We start from the raw sequence: 19,605 nt of genomic DNA on the forward strand, positions 1-19,605 counted from the left end.
CTCATTAGGCTGCATTTGGTATATGATAGCCGCCAGATTTTTAATCAAATAACAGATCATATTTCGAGGTGTCCCATTTTTCGCCGTATCAGCCAATTCTGCAAACAGCTATTTGAAGACGCGCCTAAAACGACCGCTCCGACTCAAGCTCAGATTGAACCAACAACGCCAGAACAAAGTTCCGGCGCGTTAAGCTTAGAGTTAGTGCCGAGAGATGCTCATACCATCTCGCGCAAACAAATCAGCGAAAATGCCCTTAAGGTATTATACAGACTGAATAAATCAGGCTTTAAAGCCTATTTAGTCGGCGGCGGTGTACGCGATTTACTCTTAGGGATTGAACCGAAAGATTTCGACGTAGTGACCAACGCGACGCCGGAAGAAATCAAAAAACTATTCCGCAACTGCCGAGTCGTCGGTCGTCGTTTCCGTCTGGCCCATATCGTTTTCGGCCGCGATGTTATCGAAGTGGCGACCTTTCGTGGTCACCATGGCGAAAGCAATGAGAAAGTCTCTAAAGCTAATGCCGAAGGGCGTTTGCTGCGCGATAACGTTTATGGCGAAATCGACGAAGATGCCGAACGCCGCGACTTTACCGTCAATGCCCTCTATTACGATATCAGCGATTACTCGATCCGCAGCTACGGCGGCGGTATGACAGATCTTAAAGCTGGCACCCTAAGATTAATTGGCGATCCAGAAACCCGTTACCGTGAAGATCCAGTGCGTATGTTAAGGGCGGTGCGTTTCGCCACTAAACTCAACATGGGTATCGAAACCGTCACTGCGGCGCCGATTAAACAATTAGCGCCACTGTTAAAAGATATTCCCGCAGCGCGTATGTACGAAGAAGTGCTGAAACTCTTCTTTGCAGGCAAAGCCTTAGCCAACTTCGAACTGATGCAAGAATACAAGCTATTCGCGCCGCTATTTCCGCAAGTGGCCGCTCTGCTAAAAGATGATCCTAAAGGCACGACCATGAAAATGGTGCAAGCCATCATGAAGAGCACAGATCAAAGAGTTAACGAAGATAAGCCGGTGACGCCTTCATTCTTCTATGCTGCGCTTCTCTGGTATCCACTGCGTCAACGCGCCGAAGATATTGCCGTTGAAAGTGGCCTGACGTTATATGATGCCTTCTTTGCCGCTATGGGCGATGTGATGGAGCAGCAATGCCAAACCATTAGCATTCCGCGCCGTTTTAGTACACCAGCAAAAGACATTTGGCAGTTGCAGTTACGCTTTGATCGTAGCCAAGGTACTCGTGCTTTTAAACTAATGGAACACCCTAAGTTTAGAGCTGCATACGATTTGCTATTGCTCAGGGGCGAAGTCGAGGCGGGTAATGTCGCTAAGAGTGCCGCTTGGTGGCAACAGTTTGTTGAAGCCGATGAAACGGAACGCTTAGCCATTGCGCGTAGCGGCACTAAATCGCCCAATCGCAACCGTAATGCCACTCAACGTCGTCGCCGTCCTCGCGCGCCGAATGCCGATGGTTCAGCCGCGACGAGCGCACCTAAAACAAGTGGCACGCCAAAAGCGAAAGCGGCTGAATAATGACTCGCGTCTACGTCGCATTAGGCGCAAATCTTGAAGATCCCAAGACGCAATTGGACAATGCCGTCACGGCATTGTCCGCATTAGCCTTAGGCAATAGTCTACTGGTTTCCCCCTATTACCATTCGACGCCCATGGGCGATGTGGTGCAACCCGATTATGTTAATGCGGTGGCCAGTTTCGATACTGATCTTGAGCCATTAACCTTACTCGATGCATTGCAGCATATCGAAAACACCCAAGGACGAGTGCGCCTTGAACGTTGGGGGCCCAGAACCTTAGATCTCGATATACTCCTGTATGGCAATGAAAACATTGACATACCTAGACTCAAAGTGCCCCACTACGGCATGAAAGAGCGCAGCTTTGTGCTCGTACCTTTAGCCGCAATCGCACCGAATCTTATTCTGCCGTGCAACACTGCAATCGGCAGTCTTATCGATACAAAAATGTTGGCCGAGTTACAACAACTGGGCATTGATCATTGAAGTCCTTCCCCAGTTAGCTTATAACACCACTTCTATTTGGTTTGAAGATCATCCATATGTCTAAAATTACTAGCTCAACCCTGTTGAAATACAAACAGGAAGGTAGAAAATTCACGGCACTGACAGCCTATGATGCCAGTTTTGCCAGCGCGTTCGATAGCGAAGGTGTAGATGTGCTGCTCGTCGGCGATTCTCTAGGAATGGTTCTCCAAGGTCATGACGATACCCTGCCCGTCTCTACGGCAGATATCGCTTACCATACTCGCTGTGTCCGTCGCGGTATCGAACGTGCCCTGCTGATCGCCGATATGCCCTTTATGAGTTACGCCACACCAGAACAAGCTATGGTTAACGCCACTGAGTTGATGCAGGCTGGCGCGAACATGGTCAAAGTCGAAGGTGGCCACTGGTTACTCGAAACTGTCACTAAGCTAACCGAACGCGGTATTCCCGTGTGTGCTCATTTAGGCTTAACGCCTCAGTCAGTCCATGTATTTGGTGGTTTTAAAGTGCAAGGCCGCGATGCAGAAAATGCCCAGCGCATCCTCGACGAAGCAAAAGCGTTAGAAGCAGCTGGTGCTCAACTATTGGTTGTGGAATGCATTCCAGCGCCACTCGCAGCGGCGATCACTCAAGCCTTAACAATTCCAGTTATTGGGATTGGCGCGGGCGCATCGACCGATGGCCAAATTTTGGTTATGCATGATGTGTTAGGTATTTCAAGTGGTTATATTCCACGTTTCTCGAAAAACTACCTAAAACAAACCGGTGAAATTCGTTCTGCCGTGCGTGCTTATATCGACGAAGTTGCCCAAGGAACATTCCCTGGCGAAGAACACACTTTTAACTAATAACCGATTTATGCAAGGTAAGGCTCAATGATCACTAGCGCCCATATTGATGATATTCGCACCCAAGTGCGTGCATGGCGTGCCAAGGGCGAAACTGTCGCCTTTGTGCCTACCATGGGTAATCTCCATCAGGGACACATTACTTTAGTCAAAGAAGCCGCGAGCAAGTGTGACCATGTGGTGGCCTCTATTTTCGTTAATCCAATGCAATTTGGTCAGAACGAAGATCTGGATGCTTACCCACGCACACTGGCTGCCGACAGCGAAGCCCTCACGGCTGCTGGCGCTGAGCTATTATTCACTCCAACGCCAGCCGTGATGTATCCCAAGGGTCTAGAGCAACAAACCTATGTCGAAGTCCCAGGGATTTCCAACGTGCTTTGTGGTGCGAGTCGTCCGGGGCATTTCCGTGGCGTTGCGACTATCGTTTGTAAACTGTTTAACATAGTACAGCCCGATGTGGCGCTATTCGGTAATAAAGACTATCAACAGCTATTAGTGATCAAAACTATGGTTGAAGACTTGTCATTGCCGATTGAAATTATCGGTGTCGATACCATACGTGAGGACTCAGGTTTAGCCATGAGTTCACGCAATGGTTACCTCACTGCCGCAGAAAAAGCCGCAGCGCCTGCGCTAAAACAAGCCATAGATGCCATGGCCGCAGGGATCAAGCAAGGCGAAAGCTTTGAGCAAGTGACTGAGCAAGCAAAAGCCAGTTTAGTCGCGGCTGGTTTTACGCCGGATTACCTCGAAATTCGCCACGCTCACACGCTGGAACAAGCCCAAAATCAAGATCAAACCTTAGTGATTTTGGCCGCGGCCTATATAGGCAAAGCGCGGCTTATCGATAACTTAAGGTTCGATCGCTAACACTTAGCGTTATCAATCAATAAAAAGGAGCACTCGCTCCTTTTTTTATGTTTTCAATTGCCCTAGCATCCTCAATTTTCTTGTTTAGAATCAACCCTAGCGCCAAAAAATTGAATCGTCAAAAAACTGGTTTTATCCCTAAACTTACGCCATAGTATGATGCAGAAGTTAACGCTAAGTAAAAAGTTGACCGCGACAATAAACGCAGTAAATTTGCCCCTTTACTGATATATGGCTAATACTTTAATGCCTTAGGTTTAATGGCTCAAGAACCCAACGTCCCACCAGGACGAGACATAAATCACTGGTTGAACATACTTAATAACGCGAGCGTTAAACTGACTTTTTATCAACTGTAATCAAATGATTAAATCATAATCGCTATGCTAGTGTACAAAGGATTTGTGGCCTAATGGCAAGACTGATAATCACCCTAATTTGTGTTATTTTGCCTAGTGCAGTACAGGCAAATACCATTTATAAATGCCGTAAAGATGACAAAATTGTCTTTAGCCAAACCGCTTGCCCGCAGGAATTTAGCCAACATAAAATCGAATATCAGCTGGGGATCACCACAGAAGTCGACTCAGATAAAAGGGACATTCCAGTCGATCCCCTGCAAGCGCTACTCAATCGGCAAACCATTTCTAAAGAAAAATTACTGCAATTACTCGATGGCGAGATCTATCGGCTTAAACAGGAGAACAGCTATTTTGAAATCCTGCGCGCCAGTGAATTACAAAAACTAGAACGTAAGCGTTATTGGCAGAATAAAGAGAAAAGCGATCCTGAATACATTAACGAAATGGACGATATCAATACTCGTTTCAATGCGTTAACTGTGAGCAATAACAGTGCGATGCAGCAACTGAAAGATCGTAAAAGCCAAATCAGTACTGAGGTATCCCCTGAAGAATCGAAACAAACAGAAAAACACTGATCTCATATAAAAGGTTAGTGCTCAGCTTGCCACTCATTCACCAAGGAATTCGACCACTATGGTCGAATTTTTCTACTCATCAAACCGCTCATTGACTCTTCATCCTCTCTAAGGACTGCTGTAGATAAAACCTCCTAGTTCGCCTTTGAACGCGCTGTAATAGCGCTAAATAGCCCTTGAATTGAGTCAATCCACACACCAGTATTCCCACCATATTTTCTATAATTTGTTTCCCCGAAAAATATCACGTGACAGTCGATGCATTGCTTGATTTTGTTGCAGCATTGTTTAAATACTGAAGAATAACTTAGCAACGAGTACGACTTAACTACTAGACCAACTAGACTACTCTGCCTAAAAAAATACTCTCTAAAAAATAGATAAACATAACTGAATCAATTGGATGAAAATACATCCATCATTTATCTACTGTGAATCCTTTGCGTAATAAATACCCTTTTGGCCAATTGCGGCATATTAACGGGACTCGTATCTTCAGGGCTGAATTTGGAGTGTCTGTTGTTTTAGGCAACCCAAAATATTTGATGCAAGGAGTCACCCGTGCCAAATACCTCTATACGCTTTTTGGTACCGCTGATCTTGCTCTGTAGTTGTATGACCTCAGCACAAGAGCTGAATATCAATGAGTTACCCGTAACCCTGCAGGCATTAATGGAACGTTCCGGTCGCGATAACCTTATCGAACTGGTGCAACAAGGCAATGCTAACCAAGGATTACTGTTCCAATCAGGCAACGATAACAAGGCCGATGTGACACAAGTGGGCAATGATAACGATGCGCTAATCACGCAGATTGGTTCAAACAATGAGGTGCAACTACTGCAGGTCGGCAGTCGAAATACGGCTTCAGTGACACAAATTGGCAACAACAATCTAGTGCAACTGAACCAACTAGGAAGCGGCAATTTTTCGATTCAACAGATTGCAGACGGTGCTGCAATCTCAATAACTCAATATTAAACAGGGAGCGTCACATGAAATCACAAGCTAAAAAATCACTTATTGCTTTGGCCATTGCAACAGGTTTAAGCGGTCAAGCCTTTGCTGCCAGTACAGTGAGCGAAATTAGTGTAGTACAGTCAGGCCAAGCCCAAGACACGTTAGTCTCACAAACGGGTGGCCTTAACGCTGCAGCGGTTGTACAAACAGGTAACGATCAAACCGCTACCGTTATCCAAGATGGTGTGTGGCATGAAGCCGCGATTAATTCGACGGGTGCTGATAACAAAGTCCAGATAACGCAACAAGCTGATTGGCATGTGGCAAGTGCAAATGTTGTTGGTGACAGCAACAATGTCAATGTGTCGCAAGACGGTTTCTTTAACCAAAGCAGCAATGATGTTACTGGCAACAATAACACGGCAATCGTTAGTCAATTAGGCGAAGTTAATGAAAGCCAAGTTGAAATCACTGGCGCTGAAAACAGCGTATTTGTTGAGCAAGAAGGCGATGCTAACTTTGCAGTATTCCGCGTTGAAGGCAGCAACAACGATGGGAAAATAACCCAAGTGGGTGACAACAACCAAGCGGGTTTAATCGCTCTCGACTTAACCGCTAACGTAGGGAACAACAACGACGTTTCTGTTAATCAAGCGGGTAACAATAACTTTGGCGCGGCTAAAGGTATTGCAGGCGACAACAACACAGTAGACATGGTCCAAAAGGGTGATAACCATGTTGGTTTCGTTTACGCACTTGCAGGCAGCGACAACGATATTTCAATGGATCAAAAAGGTAACGGCAACACGGCTTATCTTGCTATGACTACGGGTGATGACAACACTGTCGATATTACCCAAAATGGCAGCGGCAACACTATCGGTGATACTTTAGTGGCCGATATCCAAGGTAATGATAACGATATTACTATCACCCAAAAAGGCGATGTCAACGGTGCAGAGTTCCAAGTATGGGGCAATAGCAACGATGTTGACTTGAAACAAAAAGGCGATGATAACTTCGCGACCTTTGGCGCATACGGCACAGATAACGACTTCGATTTATCTTCTAAAGGTGATAACAACGAAATCGTGGCCTTCGCATCAGGTGAAGACAACAGCATTGAAGTGAGCCAAGAAGGCGATATCAACTTTGCCTATGTCGATGCAGTGGGTAGCGATAACGAAGTTGATGTTGAGCAAGATGGCGCTCAAAACGAAGCCGTCATTTCCATTGCTGGCAACAATAATGCCGATGTCACTGCACTGCAAGATGGTGATCTTAACCTTATCGATTTGATTATCGACGGTGATGAAAACACTGCACAAATTGCTCAATCAGGTAACGGTAACTGGGTCGGTGGTGACGCAAGTAGCTCATTCGCAGTTAGCGGTGATAATAACAGCCTGTTAATCACTCAAACGGGTAATGACAACTTAGTATTAGGTTCTCAAGCTGGCAATAACAACAGCATCAGCGTTAATCAATCAGGCAATATGAACGTTGCTACTGTAGTGCAATACTAACGAGTGCAGTTAAGTCGTCACAGTTAAATTCTTTGGCTGTGACATTTAAACGGCAATCAAACAAAAAGCGGGAATGTTTATTCAAACATTCCCGCTTTATTTATATTGATGAATCACCAAATGAGCTAATCGTCATTAAAATCAACAGTCACGACAAAAATACCTTTCACTGACTAGCTGCATAACTCAAAGTGGGTCTGATAGGTTTGCGCCCAACGCAACAATTCAACACGATTACGGGACTGGGTTTTACGGAAGATAGAGGAAATGTGTGCCTTCACCGTATGTTCGCTGATGCACAATCGGTGGGCGATTTCTTTATTCCTTGCGCCACTCGACACAAATTGAATAATAGTGCGCTCACGGGATGTCAACATCTGCAGCATAGCCACTGAATCGGAGGGCATCTCATTATTGCCATCGAGCTTTTGTACTACCCGACGGAACACCTTACTCAGTAGTGTTCTATCGTACCACAGCTCCTCTGCCACCATTTTACGTAAACCCGTCAACATCAAATCCAAACGTTGATCGGCAAACAACAGGCCACGAATACCGAGTAACATAGCCGACTCTTGATCTAAAGAGTCTCGCTCGACTTGGTACAGCGCCACGGGGAAATGTGATACTAAGCGCGAAGCCAGTAAAGGTATTCCCTTGTTATCGAGTGCAGAGCCTTTTTGGGTGATCAAATAGAAACTTCGACGACTTTTATCTAAATCCAATTCCGCCGCATGTTTAACGACGCGAGTTTTCAAACCTATGGATTCAGCGAGTAACGCTAAATGACATGGCGCCGCCATTTGGTGTAAAAAAACTAACTCATTAATTGTGCTCAATGACTCTCCTCCCTGAAAAGTATTATCTATTAGCAAAATGGTATGTTTGACCAGCCTCTTTAGTTTGATTTTTAAACATTCCATTAACCTAGTTGATTCTGACTAGTTAAAGACTGAAAAACATCACCCAAATGTACTATTCCCTCTTTAATCCTAGTAAGTTCGACTAACTGACCGAAGACAATTGGAATAACAGTAGAAAATACTATTGAGCTTAACCGACTCACGAAACCTAGTACTTTCAAACTATGAAGACATCAACCCAAAGTTGCAACAGAAAATTAACACCATAGTGTGACAGCTAAATGCCATCACACTCACGCCAAATGTTTTATGGAAGGATTAACTTATGATTCGATCAGAAACAATAAGTAACTCACTGCCACTAGATTCTGAGTTTAAGTGCCGCGATTTGTTTATCTTGAAAACGAGACAATAAAACGAGTGCGACAACCGCGCCAATTAATGCCATCAACATATCTGATTGAGTGTCCCATACATAGCCTTGGGTGCCCAAAAAGGCTTCGGCGCCTTCACCTGTTGCCACGGCAACCCACCATTCGATAAGTTCATAAAACGCCGAAAACGCGAGCACAAAACACGTGACTAAAAACGCACACCAAGCACCGGGTTTGACCGCTTGATTACGCAGCATAATTTCACGCGCTAACATGGCAGGGATGAAGCCTTGAGCAAAATGACCTAACTTGTCGTAATTATTACGTTCTGAGCCCATCCAATGGGCAATAGTGTCGAATAATGGCACTTCGGCGTAGGTGTAATGCGCGCCGACAAACAACACACAGCAATGGGCTAACACTAAAACATACACCAGCGGCGTTAATGGAAAGCGTTTGCGGGTAAAAAATAGCAATGGCACAGCCACTAATGCTGGAACCGCTTCGAGCCACCAAGTGAAAGGATCTGCGGGATTTATCACCGACCACACGAGCACTAAGAGGTAAATAGCACACCACGCGATTTTGTTATTCAATGTTTCTTCCTCTTATGCGATATTGTTCTTAATTTAGAATATTAACTTTAGCCATCTAGCCCTCCACACTGAGTAAAAAAAGTGCTATTTTGGTGGGTGAAGGTTGTCAGCATATCATAAGAAACATTTCTATTAATTAGAGGGTACCCATATCATGGCGAAACATTCGCTGGACAAGGATAAGATCAAGATCCTGCTGTTGGAAGGCGTCCACCAATCTGCGGTCGATGTACTTGAGCGTGCGGGATACACCAACATCGAATACCACAAAGCCTCATTAGGCGATGAAGCATTAATTGAATCCATCAAAGATGCACATTTCGTGGGACTTCGTTCACGTACCCAATTAACTGCCGAAGTGCTAAAACGCGCTGAGAAGTTGATCGCGGTCGGTTGCTTCTGTATCGGAACCAATCAAGTTGATCTTGCCACCGCCGAATCCCTTGGTATCCCAGTATTTAACGCGCCATTCTCCAATACTCGCAGTGTTGCCGAACTCGTGATTGGCGAAATCATTATGCTGATGCGCGGTATCCCTGAGCGTAACGCCATCGCCCACCGTGGTGGCTGGATGAAAACCGCCGCAGGCAGCTACGAAGTGCGCGGTAAAACCTTAGGCGTAATCGGTTACGGTCATATCGGTACTCAGCTTGGCATTCTGGCTGAGACGCTGGGCATGCGCGTGGTGTTCTTCGATATCGAAGACAAATTGCCACTGGGTAATGCACAGCAAATTCATTCAATGGAACAGTTACTGGCGCAAGCTGACGTAGTGAGCTTACACGTACCAGAAACCCCACAAACCAAAGACATGATAGGCGCAGCTGAATTTGCGGCGATGAAAAAGGGCAGCATCTTTATCAACGCCTCACGCGGTACTGTGGTTGATATCGAGGCCTTAACGGTCGCCTTGAAAGAACGTCACCTCGCTGGCGCGGCGATTGATGTGTTCCCAGTTGAGCCGCAATCTAATGACGATGAATTTATCAGCCCACTTCGAGGTCTTGATAACGTATTACTGACACCGCATGTGGGTGGGAGTACTGCAGAAGCCCAAGAAAACATTGGTATCGAAGTCGCGGGCAAGCTCGCTAAATACTCAGACAACGGCTCGACCGTATCTGCAGTTAACTTCCCTGAAGTATCGCTACCTATGCATAAAGGCACCTCACGCTTACTGCATATTCACCAAAACCGTCCTGGCGTGCTGATCAAGATCAACCAAGCCTTCTCGGAAAAAGGCATCAACATTGCCGCGCAATATCTGCAAACTACCGCTGAGATTGGTTATGTGGTCATGGAAGTCGACACTCACCAAGCCGAAGAAGCCTTAGTTGAGTTAAAGGCAATTGAAGGCACACTGCGTACCCGCGTGCTGTTTTAAGAGTTAAGCCGAATCGCATTAAGCGTTTCGGCTAAAGTACAAAGACTAAGGCGCACATATCATTCACAGATATGTGCGCCTTATGCTTTTGAGCCAACAGGAATTCCGTTACAATCTAGCCTCTCACATCGCCTTCATTTTCAGGATCTCGCTATGACTATTTCAGTTTCTACGCCCCATTGGGATCTGGACGCTTCTTTGCCTCCACTCATGCTTGCCAACTTATCTCATATGGGCCTTATTAAAGTGGTTGGAGAACAAGGCCGCAGTTTCATCCATGGCCAAGTGACCACTGACATCAGCTCATTAGCCGATAACCAATGGCGCTGGGGTGCACATTGCGATCCAAAAGGTAAAATGCTGGCCAGTTTCAGGACCTTTGCCATCCAAGATGCGCTCTTTATGCTGATGCCAAAGGATGCCATCGAAGTCGATTTACCCCAGTTACAAAAATATGCCGTGTTTAGCAAAGCCACCTTAAGCAATGCATCCGCTGAATGGACTTTGCTCGGGGTCGCCGGTGAACAAGCAAGCCAGTTCGTGAGCGAACATTTTGGCGACATTCATCAAGAATTCACGCCAATTGAACATGGCGCGATTTTAAAAGACGCTGACCGTTTCATTTTAATGTTAACCCCAGAAGCTGCTGCAGCTTTAGTGGCCAAATCAAAGCTGAGCGTATTTGATGCCAGTGCTTGGCAAGCGTTAGAAATTACCGCGGGTTATCCCAACCTTGCCGCCAGCCATGCCAGCCAATACGTACCGCAGATGTGCAATCTACAAGCGGTTAACGGTATCAGCTTCAACAAGGGCTGTTACATGGGACAAGAAACCATAGCGCGGATGAAATATCGTGGCGGCAATAAACGCGCCCTGTATATTTTGCATGGTCATACTAACCTGCAAATCAGCCCAGAGTCAGGCCTTGAAATCGCGATGGAAGATGGCTTCCGCCGTGGCGGCCATATTATTGAGTTTGTACAGCGTGGCAACCAAGTGTTGTTAACTGCGGTGCTTGCCAACGATACCAGCAACGAGACTAAACTGCGTTTTGCCGACGATGAGCAATCAAGCTTAACGATTCAAGCCCTGCCCTACTCATTAGACGAAGCATAAGGCTTTGATTTAATAACACGGTATAGAGATTTAAACAGAATAAAGGCGCCAATGGCGCCTTTAGCTGATCTTGTACTCACCCCCTCAAACACCCGAGCACCCGAGCATTAGTTTTCCAAATAAGTATCTCGAATGGCGATCGCCTCAGGCAGGATTTCTTTAAACATTTCCACCAGCTTAGGATCAAAATGTTTTCCCGCTTGATTGTCAAATAACTCCATCGTCGCTTCGATCGTCCAAGCCTGCTTATAAGGCCTTTGCGAAGTCAAGGCATCGAACACATCGGCAATCGCAGTGATCCGCCCTTCAAGGGGAATATCCTCTCCCACCAAGCCATTAGGGTAACCTGAACCATCCCACTTCTCATGGTGAGTTAAGGCGATACGACGGGCCATCTGCAATAACGGATCGCTGTGTTCACCGATAATTTCGGCGCCGATAGCGGCATGTTGCTGCATGATGCGCCACTCCTCGGCATCAAGCTTACCCGGTTTTTTCAGCACAGCATCGGGGGTGCCGATTTTACCGATATCGTGCATCGGCGCCGCATTAAAAATTAAGTCGCAGAAAGTACTAGGTAACCCAAGCTTTATCGCCAATATTCGGGCGTAGTGGCTCATGCGTACCACATGTAAACCTGTCTCGTTGTCCTTATATTCGGCGGCGCGGCCAAGACGGCGGATGATTTCAAAGCGGGTTTCTTCTAACTCGTGGGTACGGATTTTAACTTGTTGTTCGAGTAGGCGTTTTTGATCATAGAGCGCAAGATGGGTTTTAACTCGCGCCTTAACCACAGGCGCACTCACGGGCTTAGTGATGTAATCCACTGCGCCCAAAGCAAAACCTTGGGCTTCATCGGAGGATTCAGATAAAGCAGTCACAAAAATGATTGGAATATGACTGGTCAGCGGATCTTGCTTTAGCAGCTTGCATACCTCATAGCCATTCATTCCCGGCATCATCACATCAAGCAGAATTAAGTCGGGCCGCGACTTTGCCACTAAGGCTAATGCCCTTGGCCCGTCGATCGCCACTTTGACTTTATAGTCATCACCCAAAATACCGATCAAAATATCGATATTCTCCGGTGTGTCATCGACGACTAATATTGTTGCCTTTTCCATTAACAACTCCACTTCATGTCATGCGTTTGAATTCAGTGTGCTACTTTTTTTATCCTAACTGAGCAATGACATCATCAATCAAGTCTATCGCCTCATCAAACTGGTACTGATTAATCATAGACAAAGCAGGGCTTAACGCTTGCCACATTGCACTGCTCACCTGCGGCTTTAAGGCATCAATTTTTGCCACTGCGCTGGCATCGGCATCATCTAAGTTCTGCCGCAAGGCCTGTAATGCCGCCCTTAAATCTTCAGCAGATAATAAATCAACGGCTTGGGGTTCGGCTTGATTTACCGCTGCGGGTTTGGCGTATTCAATCGCATCGCAAATAGAAGCCACTAGCGGTTGAATTTGAACTAACTCATCTTCAAAGGGCGCATTCTCAGTTAAATGCAACTCAAGTAAACGCGCTAACTCCACCAATTTAGCCGAGCTTAAATTGCCCGCTAAGCCTTTAAGGGTATGGGCAATACGCACCGCATCTTCGACTTGATTCGCCGCGATGGCTTTGCGAACCTGTTCCACCACATTACGCTGACTGCTCACGAAACGATCAAATATGCGTTGATAAAGCCGCGTAGAGTGTTGCACCAGTTGCAAACCTCTATCGATATCCAGCTCTGGGTGCTCAGGCCACTTAAGCAATACGGTTTGTTCTGCACTATTGCCTGCCTCAACCTTGGTGTTACTCAATATCGATTGAGTAAAGGTATCTACTGCAGCCGTGTCAGATGCGGGTGCGAGGTATTTCAACAGGGTTTGATAAAGAACATTCACTTCTATCGGTTTGGCGATATGGTCGTTCATGCCCGCCCTGATGCACATGTCCCTATCGCCCGCCATCGCATTGGCTGTCATGGCGACGACAGGTAAATTTGCCAACTCAGGCCTTTTTCTTATCGCCTGAGTGGCTTGATAGCCATCCATCACCGGCATTTGGCAGTCCATTAATACTAGATCGAAATGCTGCTGCGACAGTTTGTCTAAGGCGATTTGACCATTGGTCGCTATGGATAAAATAATCCCCACTTGCTCTAAAAACTCGCTGGCGACTTCGAGATTCATCTCGTTATCTTCCACTAATAGGATACGTTTTCCTTGCAGTGGCACTAACAACTGCGGAGCCAACTCTTCGGTGCGGCGCCTCACGGGCAATATGCCTTCGCGGCCAATCGCATTCATTATGCCATCGAGTAAGCGTGAGGCACTGATGGGTTTACTGATGTATCCCGCTAAAGCCAGTTGCTCAATTTGAGTGAGGAACTCATGATCCGCATGGGCAGAGACCATCAATATTTTGGGCTGAGGATGAGACTGAGGTTGTGATTGAGATTGCGACTGAGCCTGCAATTGGATTTGACGCGCGGTTTCCAGCCCATCCATGTTAGGCATTTTCCAATCAATTAACGCCACTTCATAGGCTTGCAATAAGCAGCGGCTTATTGCTTCTTCACCCGAGCGAACCGTATCGACCCTAAAGCCCATACTTTCGAGCGTAGTGCGCATAATATCTCTAGCAGTCGCGTTATCATCGACCACCAGCACAGACATGCCTTCAAGCTCTTGCTCGAGTACCAATTTCTGACCATCGGAAATGTGCAACTTGACCGTGAAATAGAAAGTGCTGCCATGACCGAGCTGACTTTCTACCCCTATCTTTCCGCCCATCAGTTCGACTAGCTGCTTACAGATAGCCAAACCTAAACCTGTGCCACCGTATTTACGGGTGGTTGAAGTATCCGCTTGGGTAAAAGATTTAAACAATTTTGCTTGCTGCTGCTCAGTTAACCCGATGCCGCTGTCACGCACGCTAAAACGCAGCACGACATCATCATCTTGCTGCTCAACTAAGCTTAGCGACAGCAAAACCTCACCGCGTTCGGTGAACTTAATGGCGTTATTCATCAAGTTAATCAACACTTGGCCTAATCGCAGCGAATCCCCTAACAGATAACGAGGCACGTTGGGCGCAACGGCGAACAATAATTCAATCTGTTTGTGGGCAGCTTTCTCAGAGAACATATCGCTGAGATCTTCCAACATAGTATCGAGCTGAAAAGGTACTGAATCTATATCTAACTTACCCGCTTCAATCTTAGAGAAATCCAGAATGTCATTGATAATCGACAGCAAAGACTGCGATGCCCGCTCAATCTTCTCTACATAATTCTTCTGTTTTTTATCTAATTCGGTCTGCAAGCACAGCTGGGACATGCCAATAATGGCATTCATTGGAGTACGGATTTCGTGGGACATATTCGCCAAGAAGTCACCTTTGGCTTTACTGGCCGCATCGGCTTGCTCTTTGGCGAGTAACAGTTCATCTGAGAGCAATTTAAGCTCTGTCATATCGACCATGCTGATCACGGCCGATTCAAATTGTCCTTGGGCATCAAGCAGTGCCGACACATTGACTGTCATCCACAAAGGCGCACCGGAAGGACGAATAAAACTGCGCTCGCCGCGATAATGGTCAATCTTACCTTCAACCAACTCCTGAAATTGCGCCTTGGCTATGGATTGATCTTGCTCACTGAGAACCTCAAAAATAGCAGTATTACGTAAATGGTTACGTGACAGCGCCATATCGGCACAGAATTGGTCATTACAATCTAAAATAACGCCTTTAATATCCACATTGACTATGCCAATGGTCGCCCCATCGAACAGCGCCTTAAAGTGCGCCTCACTGAGGGCTAACTCTTGCTCTATGGTTTTGCGTTGGGTAATGTCCATCACATAGCCATTCCACGTGAGGGCACCCTCTTCACCCAAATGACCGCTCGCGCCCGCTTCCATCCAACGTATGCTGCCATTGGGGTGGCGATAGCGAAACTCGCGTATCCATTGCAATCTGTCTTCACTCTGACCCGACAATGCCCGCACAACATCGGGCCTTTCTTCGTCAAAAATCCGCTCGGCTATGATGTCAAAATTACTCATCAGATCATCGCGATGCAGCCCTAGCATCTTCATGGCCGCACCAGAGAGGAAGGTAAATCTTCGGTCTGTAGGCGATTGCCACTGCAATTGATACACAGTGCAAGGAATCGACTCAGTAATATTGGTCATCTGTTGACGCGATTGCTCTAACTGTACCAGCGCGAGTTTACTCTCGGTAATATCGTCGATACTGCCGTCAAACCAGAGTGGAATGCCCTCTTCGGTATAACTCGCCTTACCTTTCTCATGTACCCAGCGAATACTGCCATCGCGGTGGCGAATACGATATTCCACTTCAAAGGTTTCTTGCTGCGCGAGTGCTCTATCAATATGCAAATGACAGGTAGGCCTATCCTCCTCTAAAATCAGCGAAGCAAAGGTACGTTGGCGATTTTCAATAAACTGACTCGCTGCATAACCCGTAATCTCGGCAATATTGTCACTGATATATTCCATGAACCATACATCCCCGATGCGAGTCCGATAAACGGCGCCGGGAATATTAGTCACTAGTCCACGAAAACGCTGTTCGCTATCACGGATTTTCTGCTCAACGGCAAGTTTTTGTGTCATATCGCGTATTGAAGCCGCCACTTGCCTCTGTCCATCAAAGGCGGTGGGAAGAATACTCAGCGCTATTTCCGCAATAAATTCATTACCATCGGCTTTTAACGCCCGCACATGACGGGCATTTGCCATACTTCTATCACGGCCTTCACGCAGGAATGTTTGCCGTTCAAGTACATGCCTTTCTCCCAATTCTTGCGGCAATAACGCCTCAACCTGCAACCCCAGCATAGCGCCCGTTTCGTATCCAAAGAGCTGCAGACAGCGACTGTTAGTGAACACGATTTGCCCTAGCTCATCGACAATCAACATGGCCTCGGGCGCGGCTTCCAGTACCGCATTTGACCAGACCGCCGCTGAGAACTGCTCTGTGACATCGGTAAATAACATCTCCACCGACATTAACTCACCGGTGTCAGACATTAATGGCTGCATGAACACATCGAGCCTTCTTAAATGCCCTTGATCATCCAGCATTTCCACTTGATGCGAAGGAACATTTTGGCCTTTTAAAGCCAAATCAGTGTATTGCCAGTTTTTCTCATTGAGGGAATTGGCCGAAAACAGTCTTTGGTATTTGCGCTTGAGCAGATCAGGGGAGATCCCCAGCACCTTAGTCACGCCCTCGCTCACTTGCGCCAGCTGGCCATCAGGATCGAGGGAACAATAGAAAGACTTATCGCTCATACCATCAATCAGGCGAGCAAAGCGGTTACCGCGGGAATCAAGAATGGCTTGCTCACGTTCGGCGAGTAATTCCGCCATTTGATTGAAGGTATTGCTCAGCGTCACAATCTCACTCACGGCGCCTTTAGGCACAATGAGCTGCTGGGTTTTACCCTGCCCAAAGGACAAGATACCCGACTCGAGTAGCTCTAAGGGCCGAGTCAGTCGCTTAGCGGCCAGATAGCAAGTCAACAATAATAAGAGGGTTAGCAAACTCAAATTGAGTATTATGGATGCCACATCATCGAGCAGTGAGCTGAATAATTCTTGCTCTGGCGCTAGCACTATGACGCGCCATTTTAGCTGCGGAACGGTTGCAATACTCGCGAGGTAAACCACATCCTTATCGTCAACAAACCTTGCCTGACCATCAAGTCCTTTCGCTTGTAAGGCCCAAAAGTCAGCATTCCTGTATTTATTTTTATCGAGCCACTGTGTTGAAGTCGTGGCCAACACTTTTTCCCTATCGACATGATAAATCAGTCGCCCTTGATCGTCTAAAACCACCAGCCGATTAGGCGCAATTCCTAATTGCTTTGGCAAGCCATCTAAGGCTAAGTCAACCGTCGCGACACCAAAATAATGCTCGGCCTCACCAAAGGGAGCCGAATAAGTCACCATCAGAATATTGCCCGCCCCCTCATCAAAGTACGCCTTTGACCAGTAGCCCGCCGCTTGATTGATGGCATTGTTCCACCAGTCCCAAGTGCCATCGGTATAATCGTAACCCTCGGCACCAATATCGAGATAATGGAGATCGTCGCTGCCACTGGTGTCGCGGTAAACATAGGGAGAAAAGAGTTTACGATTGGGGAAGGTGTTGGGTTTAAACGCGACTGCGGAGCCAAAGAAATCAGGATTACGTTTGAGTCGATTCATCAAGACACTTTTAACGCTCTCAGCGTCATTCATATCTTCTTTGCTTGACAAAAAACCAATAAAATCAGCAAGGCCTTGGGTATTGGCTTGTGCGTGCTCGAGTAACAATTGCAGACGAGAAGCCGAGTGACTAGCCTCCTGCGTAAGGCTATGGTAGAGCCGCTTCTCCGAGGAGAGATAACTAAACCAAGCATTGACAGCATAAACACTCGCCATGATTAAAATGAGAGGCAAGGCTATGTGGGATAAGATTCTGCTGCGAAAAGTACGAAGTTTACTTTTGTCCATGGCGTCGCCCTAAAGTCCTCGATTTTATATGCACTATTTTTTAAATAGTGCATATAAAGTAAACGAAGAATCCAGTGGCGACAATGTCAAAGTTAAAATAATGTGAAGTAATTTATTGTTTTAAAAACACTAATAAGCGGTATCTAAGGTTTGATTTGGCAAGATACGGGCAAAATAGCTTTGGGTTTCGGCGATAATGATATGCCTCAAGCCTACAATCGCGATCAAGTTTGGAATCGCCATCAAGCCATTAACCGTATCGGCCAACAACCAAATCACATCGAGCTTGATAAAAGCGCCACCGGCGATCAGTACTAAAAACACCACTTGATACAAGCGTAAACCGCGCTCGCCGACCAAGTAATACCAACAGCGTTCACCGTAATAATGCCAGCCTAGAATCGTCGTAAATGCAAAACACACCAGCGCAATGGTCACCAGATACTGACCCACAACCGCAGAGCCACCGAGGGCAAACGCCGCGCTCGTCATCGCCGCGCCCGCAGTTTCACCACTCCATACTCCTGTGATGATCAGCACTAAGCCCGTCATAGTACAAATAATGATGGTATCGAAAAAGGTGCCCGTCATGCTGACTAAACCTTGCTCAACGGGTTCATTGGTCTTAGCGGCAGCGGCTGCAATCGGCGCGCTACCAAGACCTGATTCATTGGAGAACACGCCGCGAGCAATACCGATTTGAATCGCCTGCGCAACTGTCGCCCCTAAAAATCCTCCCGCTGCCGAGAGTGGCGTAAAGGCCGATTCAATCACTAAACCTAAGGCGGGTAAAATTTGCTCAGAAAATCCCACTAAAATCCACACGCAGGCCAGCACATAACCAATCGACATGGCAGGCACGAGCTTTTGCGCCACATTCGAAATTCGCTTAACCCCACCTAAAGTGACGGCGGCAACGAGCACAGTCAACACAGTCGCGGTCAACCAAGTCGGCACCTCAAAGGCAATCGTCAACGCATCGCTGATGGCGTTAACCTGTGCAAAAGTACCGATGCCGAAAAAGGCCACACCAACCCCGAAGATAGCGAACAATTTCGCCATCCAAGGCAGACCAAGGCCGCGCTCGATATAGTACATTGGGCCACCCGCAATCTGCCCGCGCGCATCGGTCGTGCGATATTTTACCGCCAACATACACTCGGCATATTTAGTCGCCATGCCAAAAAATGCCGCCAGCCACATCCAAAATAATGCGCCTGGTCCGCCCATTTTGATGGCTGTCGCCACGCCGACAATATTGCCCGTACCTATAGTGGCGGACAGCGCAGTGCAAAGCGCTGCAAAGGAAGATAAGTCCCCATGACCTTTTGCCGGTTTAAATAACAATCCCAGCGCCATAGGCAGACGGATAACTTGGATAAGCTTGAGGCGTGCAGTGAGATAAATCCCCGTGCCCACCAGCAAACAAAGGGTGATTGGGCCCCAGACGATGCCATTGATGCTGGCAAGAAAAGCTTGAAAACTCATGATATTCCTCGAATATTAAACAACAAAATTAATAAACGGAGGAGGAAAAGAAATGGCTGTG

The 19,605-nt window shown here is 46.9% G+C and carries 14 protein-coding genes; 9 read left to right on the top strand and 5 right to left on the bottom strand.

Annotated features, from left to right (window positions below; all coding sequences use genetic code 11):
- The first annotated feature begins 15 nt into the window (after window positions 1-15).
- The 7 genes from BM607_RS15390 (at window position 16) to BM607_RS15420 (ending at window position 7,195) form a co-directional block, all read left to right on the top strand.
- Entirely contained in the window at window positions 16-1,557 is a 1,542-nt protein-coding gene (locus BM607_RS15390) for a polynucleotide adenylyltransferase PcnB (protein WP_012586871.1), read from the top strand.
- On the top strand, window positions 1,557-2,045 hold the full coding sequence (folK, locus tag BM607_RS15395; protein WP_071940074.1) for a 2-amino-4-hydroxy-6-hydroxymethyldihydropteridine diphosphokinase: 489 nt from the start codon (window positions 1,557-1,559) through the stop codon (window positions 2,043-2,045). Before BM607_RS15390 ends, folK begins: the two co-directional genes overlap by 1 nt.
- A gap of 56 nt (window positions 2,046-2,101) precedes the next feature.
- Entirely contained in the window at window positions 2,102-2,896 is a 795-nt protein-coding gene (gene panB / locus BM607_RS15400; protein WP_006082971.1) for a 3-methyl-2-oxobutanoate hydroxymethyltransferase, read from the top strand.
- A 27-nt stretch (window positions 2,897-2,923) separates the two neighbouring features.
- Window positions 2,924-3,769 (top strand): pantoate--beta-alanine ligase, encoded by an 846-nt coding sequence (gene panC / locus BM607_RS15405; RefSeq protein ID WP_071940073.1) that lies wholly within the window; start codon window positions 2,924-2,926, stop codon window positions 3,767-3,769.
- Window positions 3,770-4,181: 412 nt separating this feature from the next.
- Window positions 4,182-4,709, top strand: coding sequence for a hypothetical protein (locus BM607_RS15410; protein WP_071940072.1), 528 nt, complete (start codon window positions 4,182-4,184; stop codon window positions 4,707-4,709).
- A 561-nt stretch (window positions 4,710-5,270) separates the two neighbouring features.
- The gene (locus BM607_RS15415) at window positions 5,271-5,690 is read left to right on the top strand and encodes a curlin (protein ID WP_071940071.1); all 420 of its coding nucleotides are present in this window, start codon (window positions 5,271-5,273) and stop codon (window positions 5,688-5,690) included.
- A 14-nt stretch (window positions 5,691-5,704) separates the two neighbouring features.
- The gene (locus tag BM607_RS15420) at window positions 5,705-7,195 is read left to right on the top strand and encodes a curlin (protein ID WP_071940070.1); all 1,491 of its coding nucleotides are present in this window, start codon (window positions 5,705-5,707) and stop codon (window positions 7,193-7,195) included.
- 173 nt (window positions 7,196-7,368) lie between these two features.
- Here the strand turns inward: BM607_RS15420 and BM607_RS15425 are convergent, their stop codons facing one another.
- Entirely contained in the window at window positions 7,369-8,034 is a 666-nt protein-coding gene (locus BM607_RS15425; RefSeq protein ID WP_006082976.1) for a LuxR C-terminal-related transcriptional regulator, read from the bottom strand.
- A 385-nt stretch (window positions 8,035-8,419) separates the two neighbouring features.
- Window positions 8,420-9,028, bottom strand: coding sequence for a DUF2238 domain-containing protein (locus BM607_RS15430; protein ID WP_071940069.1), 609 nt, complete (start codon window positions 9,026-9,028; stop codon window positions 8,420-8,422).
- A 154-nt stretch (window positions 9,029-9,182) separates the two neighbouring features.
- On the opposite strand from BM607_RS15430, the gene serA reads away from it, so the two are divergent.
- Entirely contained in the window at window positions 9,183-10,412 is a 1,230-nt protein-coding gene (serA, locus tag BM607_RS15435; protein WP_006082978.1) for a phosphoglycerate dehydrogenase, read from the top strand.
- Between the two features lie 153 nt (window positions 10,413-10,565).
- Window positions 10,566-11,528, top strand: coding sequence for a tRNA-modifying protein YgfZ (gene ygfZ, locus BM607_RS15440; RefSeq protein ID WP_071940068.1), 963 nt, complete (start codon window positions 10,566-10,568; stop codon window positions 11,526-11,528).
- A 107-nt stretch (window positions 11,529-11,635) separates the two neighbouring features.
- On the opposite strand, the gene BM607_RS15445 is transcribed toward ygfZ, so the two are convergent.
- The 3 genes from BM607_RS15445 to BM607_RS15455 form a co-directional block, all read right to left on the bottom strand.
- Window positions 11,636-12,652, bottom strand: coding sequence for a two-component system response regulator (locus BM607_RS15445; protein ID WP_006082980.1), 1,017 nt, complete (start codon window positions 12,650-12,652; stop codon window positions 11,636-11,638).
- A gap of 49 nt (window positions 12,653-12,701) precedes the next feature.
- The gene (locus tag BM607_RS15450) at window positions 12,702-18,056 is read right to left on the bottom strand and encodes a PAS domain S-box protein (RefSeq protein ID WP_071940067.1); all 5,355 of its coding nucleotides are present in this window, start codon (window positions 18,054-18,056) and stop codon (window positions 12,702-12,704) included.
- Window positions 18,057-18,185: 129 nt separating this feature from the next.
- Window positions 18,186-19,544: a sodium:alanine symporter family protein gene (locus tag BM607_RS15455; RefSeq protein WP_071940066.1), complete on the bottom strand. Its 1,359-nt coding sequence runs from the start codon at window positions 19,542-19,544 to the stop codon at window positions 18,186-18,188.
- Window positions 19,545-19,605 lie beyond the last annotated feature (61 nt).

Origin of the sequence: Shewanella sp. SACH (genome assembly GCF_001887095.2) — a bacterium.
In the GTDB taxonomy this organism is placed as follows: domain Bacteria; phylum Pseudomonadota; class Gammaproteobacteria; order Enterobacterales; family Shewanellaceae; genus Shewanella; species Shewanella baltica.

What these genes read in the sequence shown, in the direction of transcription:
- BM607_RS15450 (WP_071940067.1), bottom strand. Translation starts at nt 18,056, where the DNA reads ATGGACAAAAGTAAACTTCGTACTTTTCGCAGCAGAATCTTATCCCAC.
- BM607_RS15455 (WP_071940066.1), bottom strand. Translation starts at nt 19,544, where the DNA reads ATGAGTTTTCAAGCTTTTCTTGCCAGCATCAATGGCATCGTCTGGGGC.
- folK (WP_071940074.1), top strand. Translation starts at nt 1,557, where the DNA reads ATGACTCGCGTCTACGTCGCATTAGGCGCAAATCTTGAAGATCCCAAG.
- BM607_RS15410 (WP_071940072.1), top strand. Translation starts at nt 4,182, where the DNA reads ATGGCAAGACTGATAATCACCCTAATTTGTGTTATTTTGCCTAGTGCA.
- BM607_RS15420 (WP_071940070.1), top strand. Translation starts at nt 5,705, where the DNA reads ATGAAATCACAAGCTAAAAAATCACTTATTGCTTTGGCCATTGCAACA.
- ygfZ (WP_071940068.1), top strand. Translation starts at nt 10,566, where the DNA reads ATGACTATTTCAGTTTCTACGCCCCATTGGGATCTGGACGCTTCTTTG.
- serA (WP_006082978.1), top strand. Translation starts at nt 9,183, where the DNA reads ATGGCGAAACATTCGCTGGACAAGGATAAGATCAAGATCCTGCTGTTG.
- panC (WP_071940073.1), top strand. Translation starts at nt 2,924, where the DNA reads ATGATCACTAGCGCCCATATTGATGATATTCGCACCCAAGTGCGTGCA.
- panB (WP_006082971.1), top strand. Translation starts at nt 2,102, where the DNA reads ATGTCTAAAATTACTAGCTCAACCCTGTTGAAATACAAACAGGAAGGT.
- BM607_RS15445 (WP_006082980.1), bottom strand. Translation starts at nt 12,652, where the DNA reads ATGGAAAAGGCAACAATATTAGTCGTCGATGACACACCGGAGAATATC.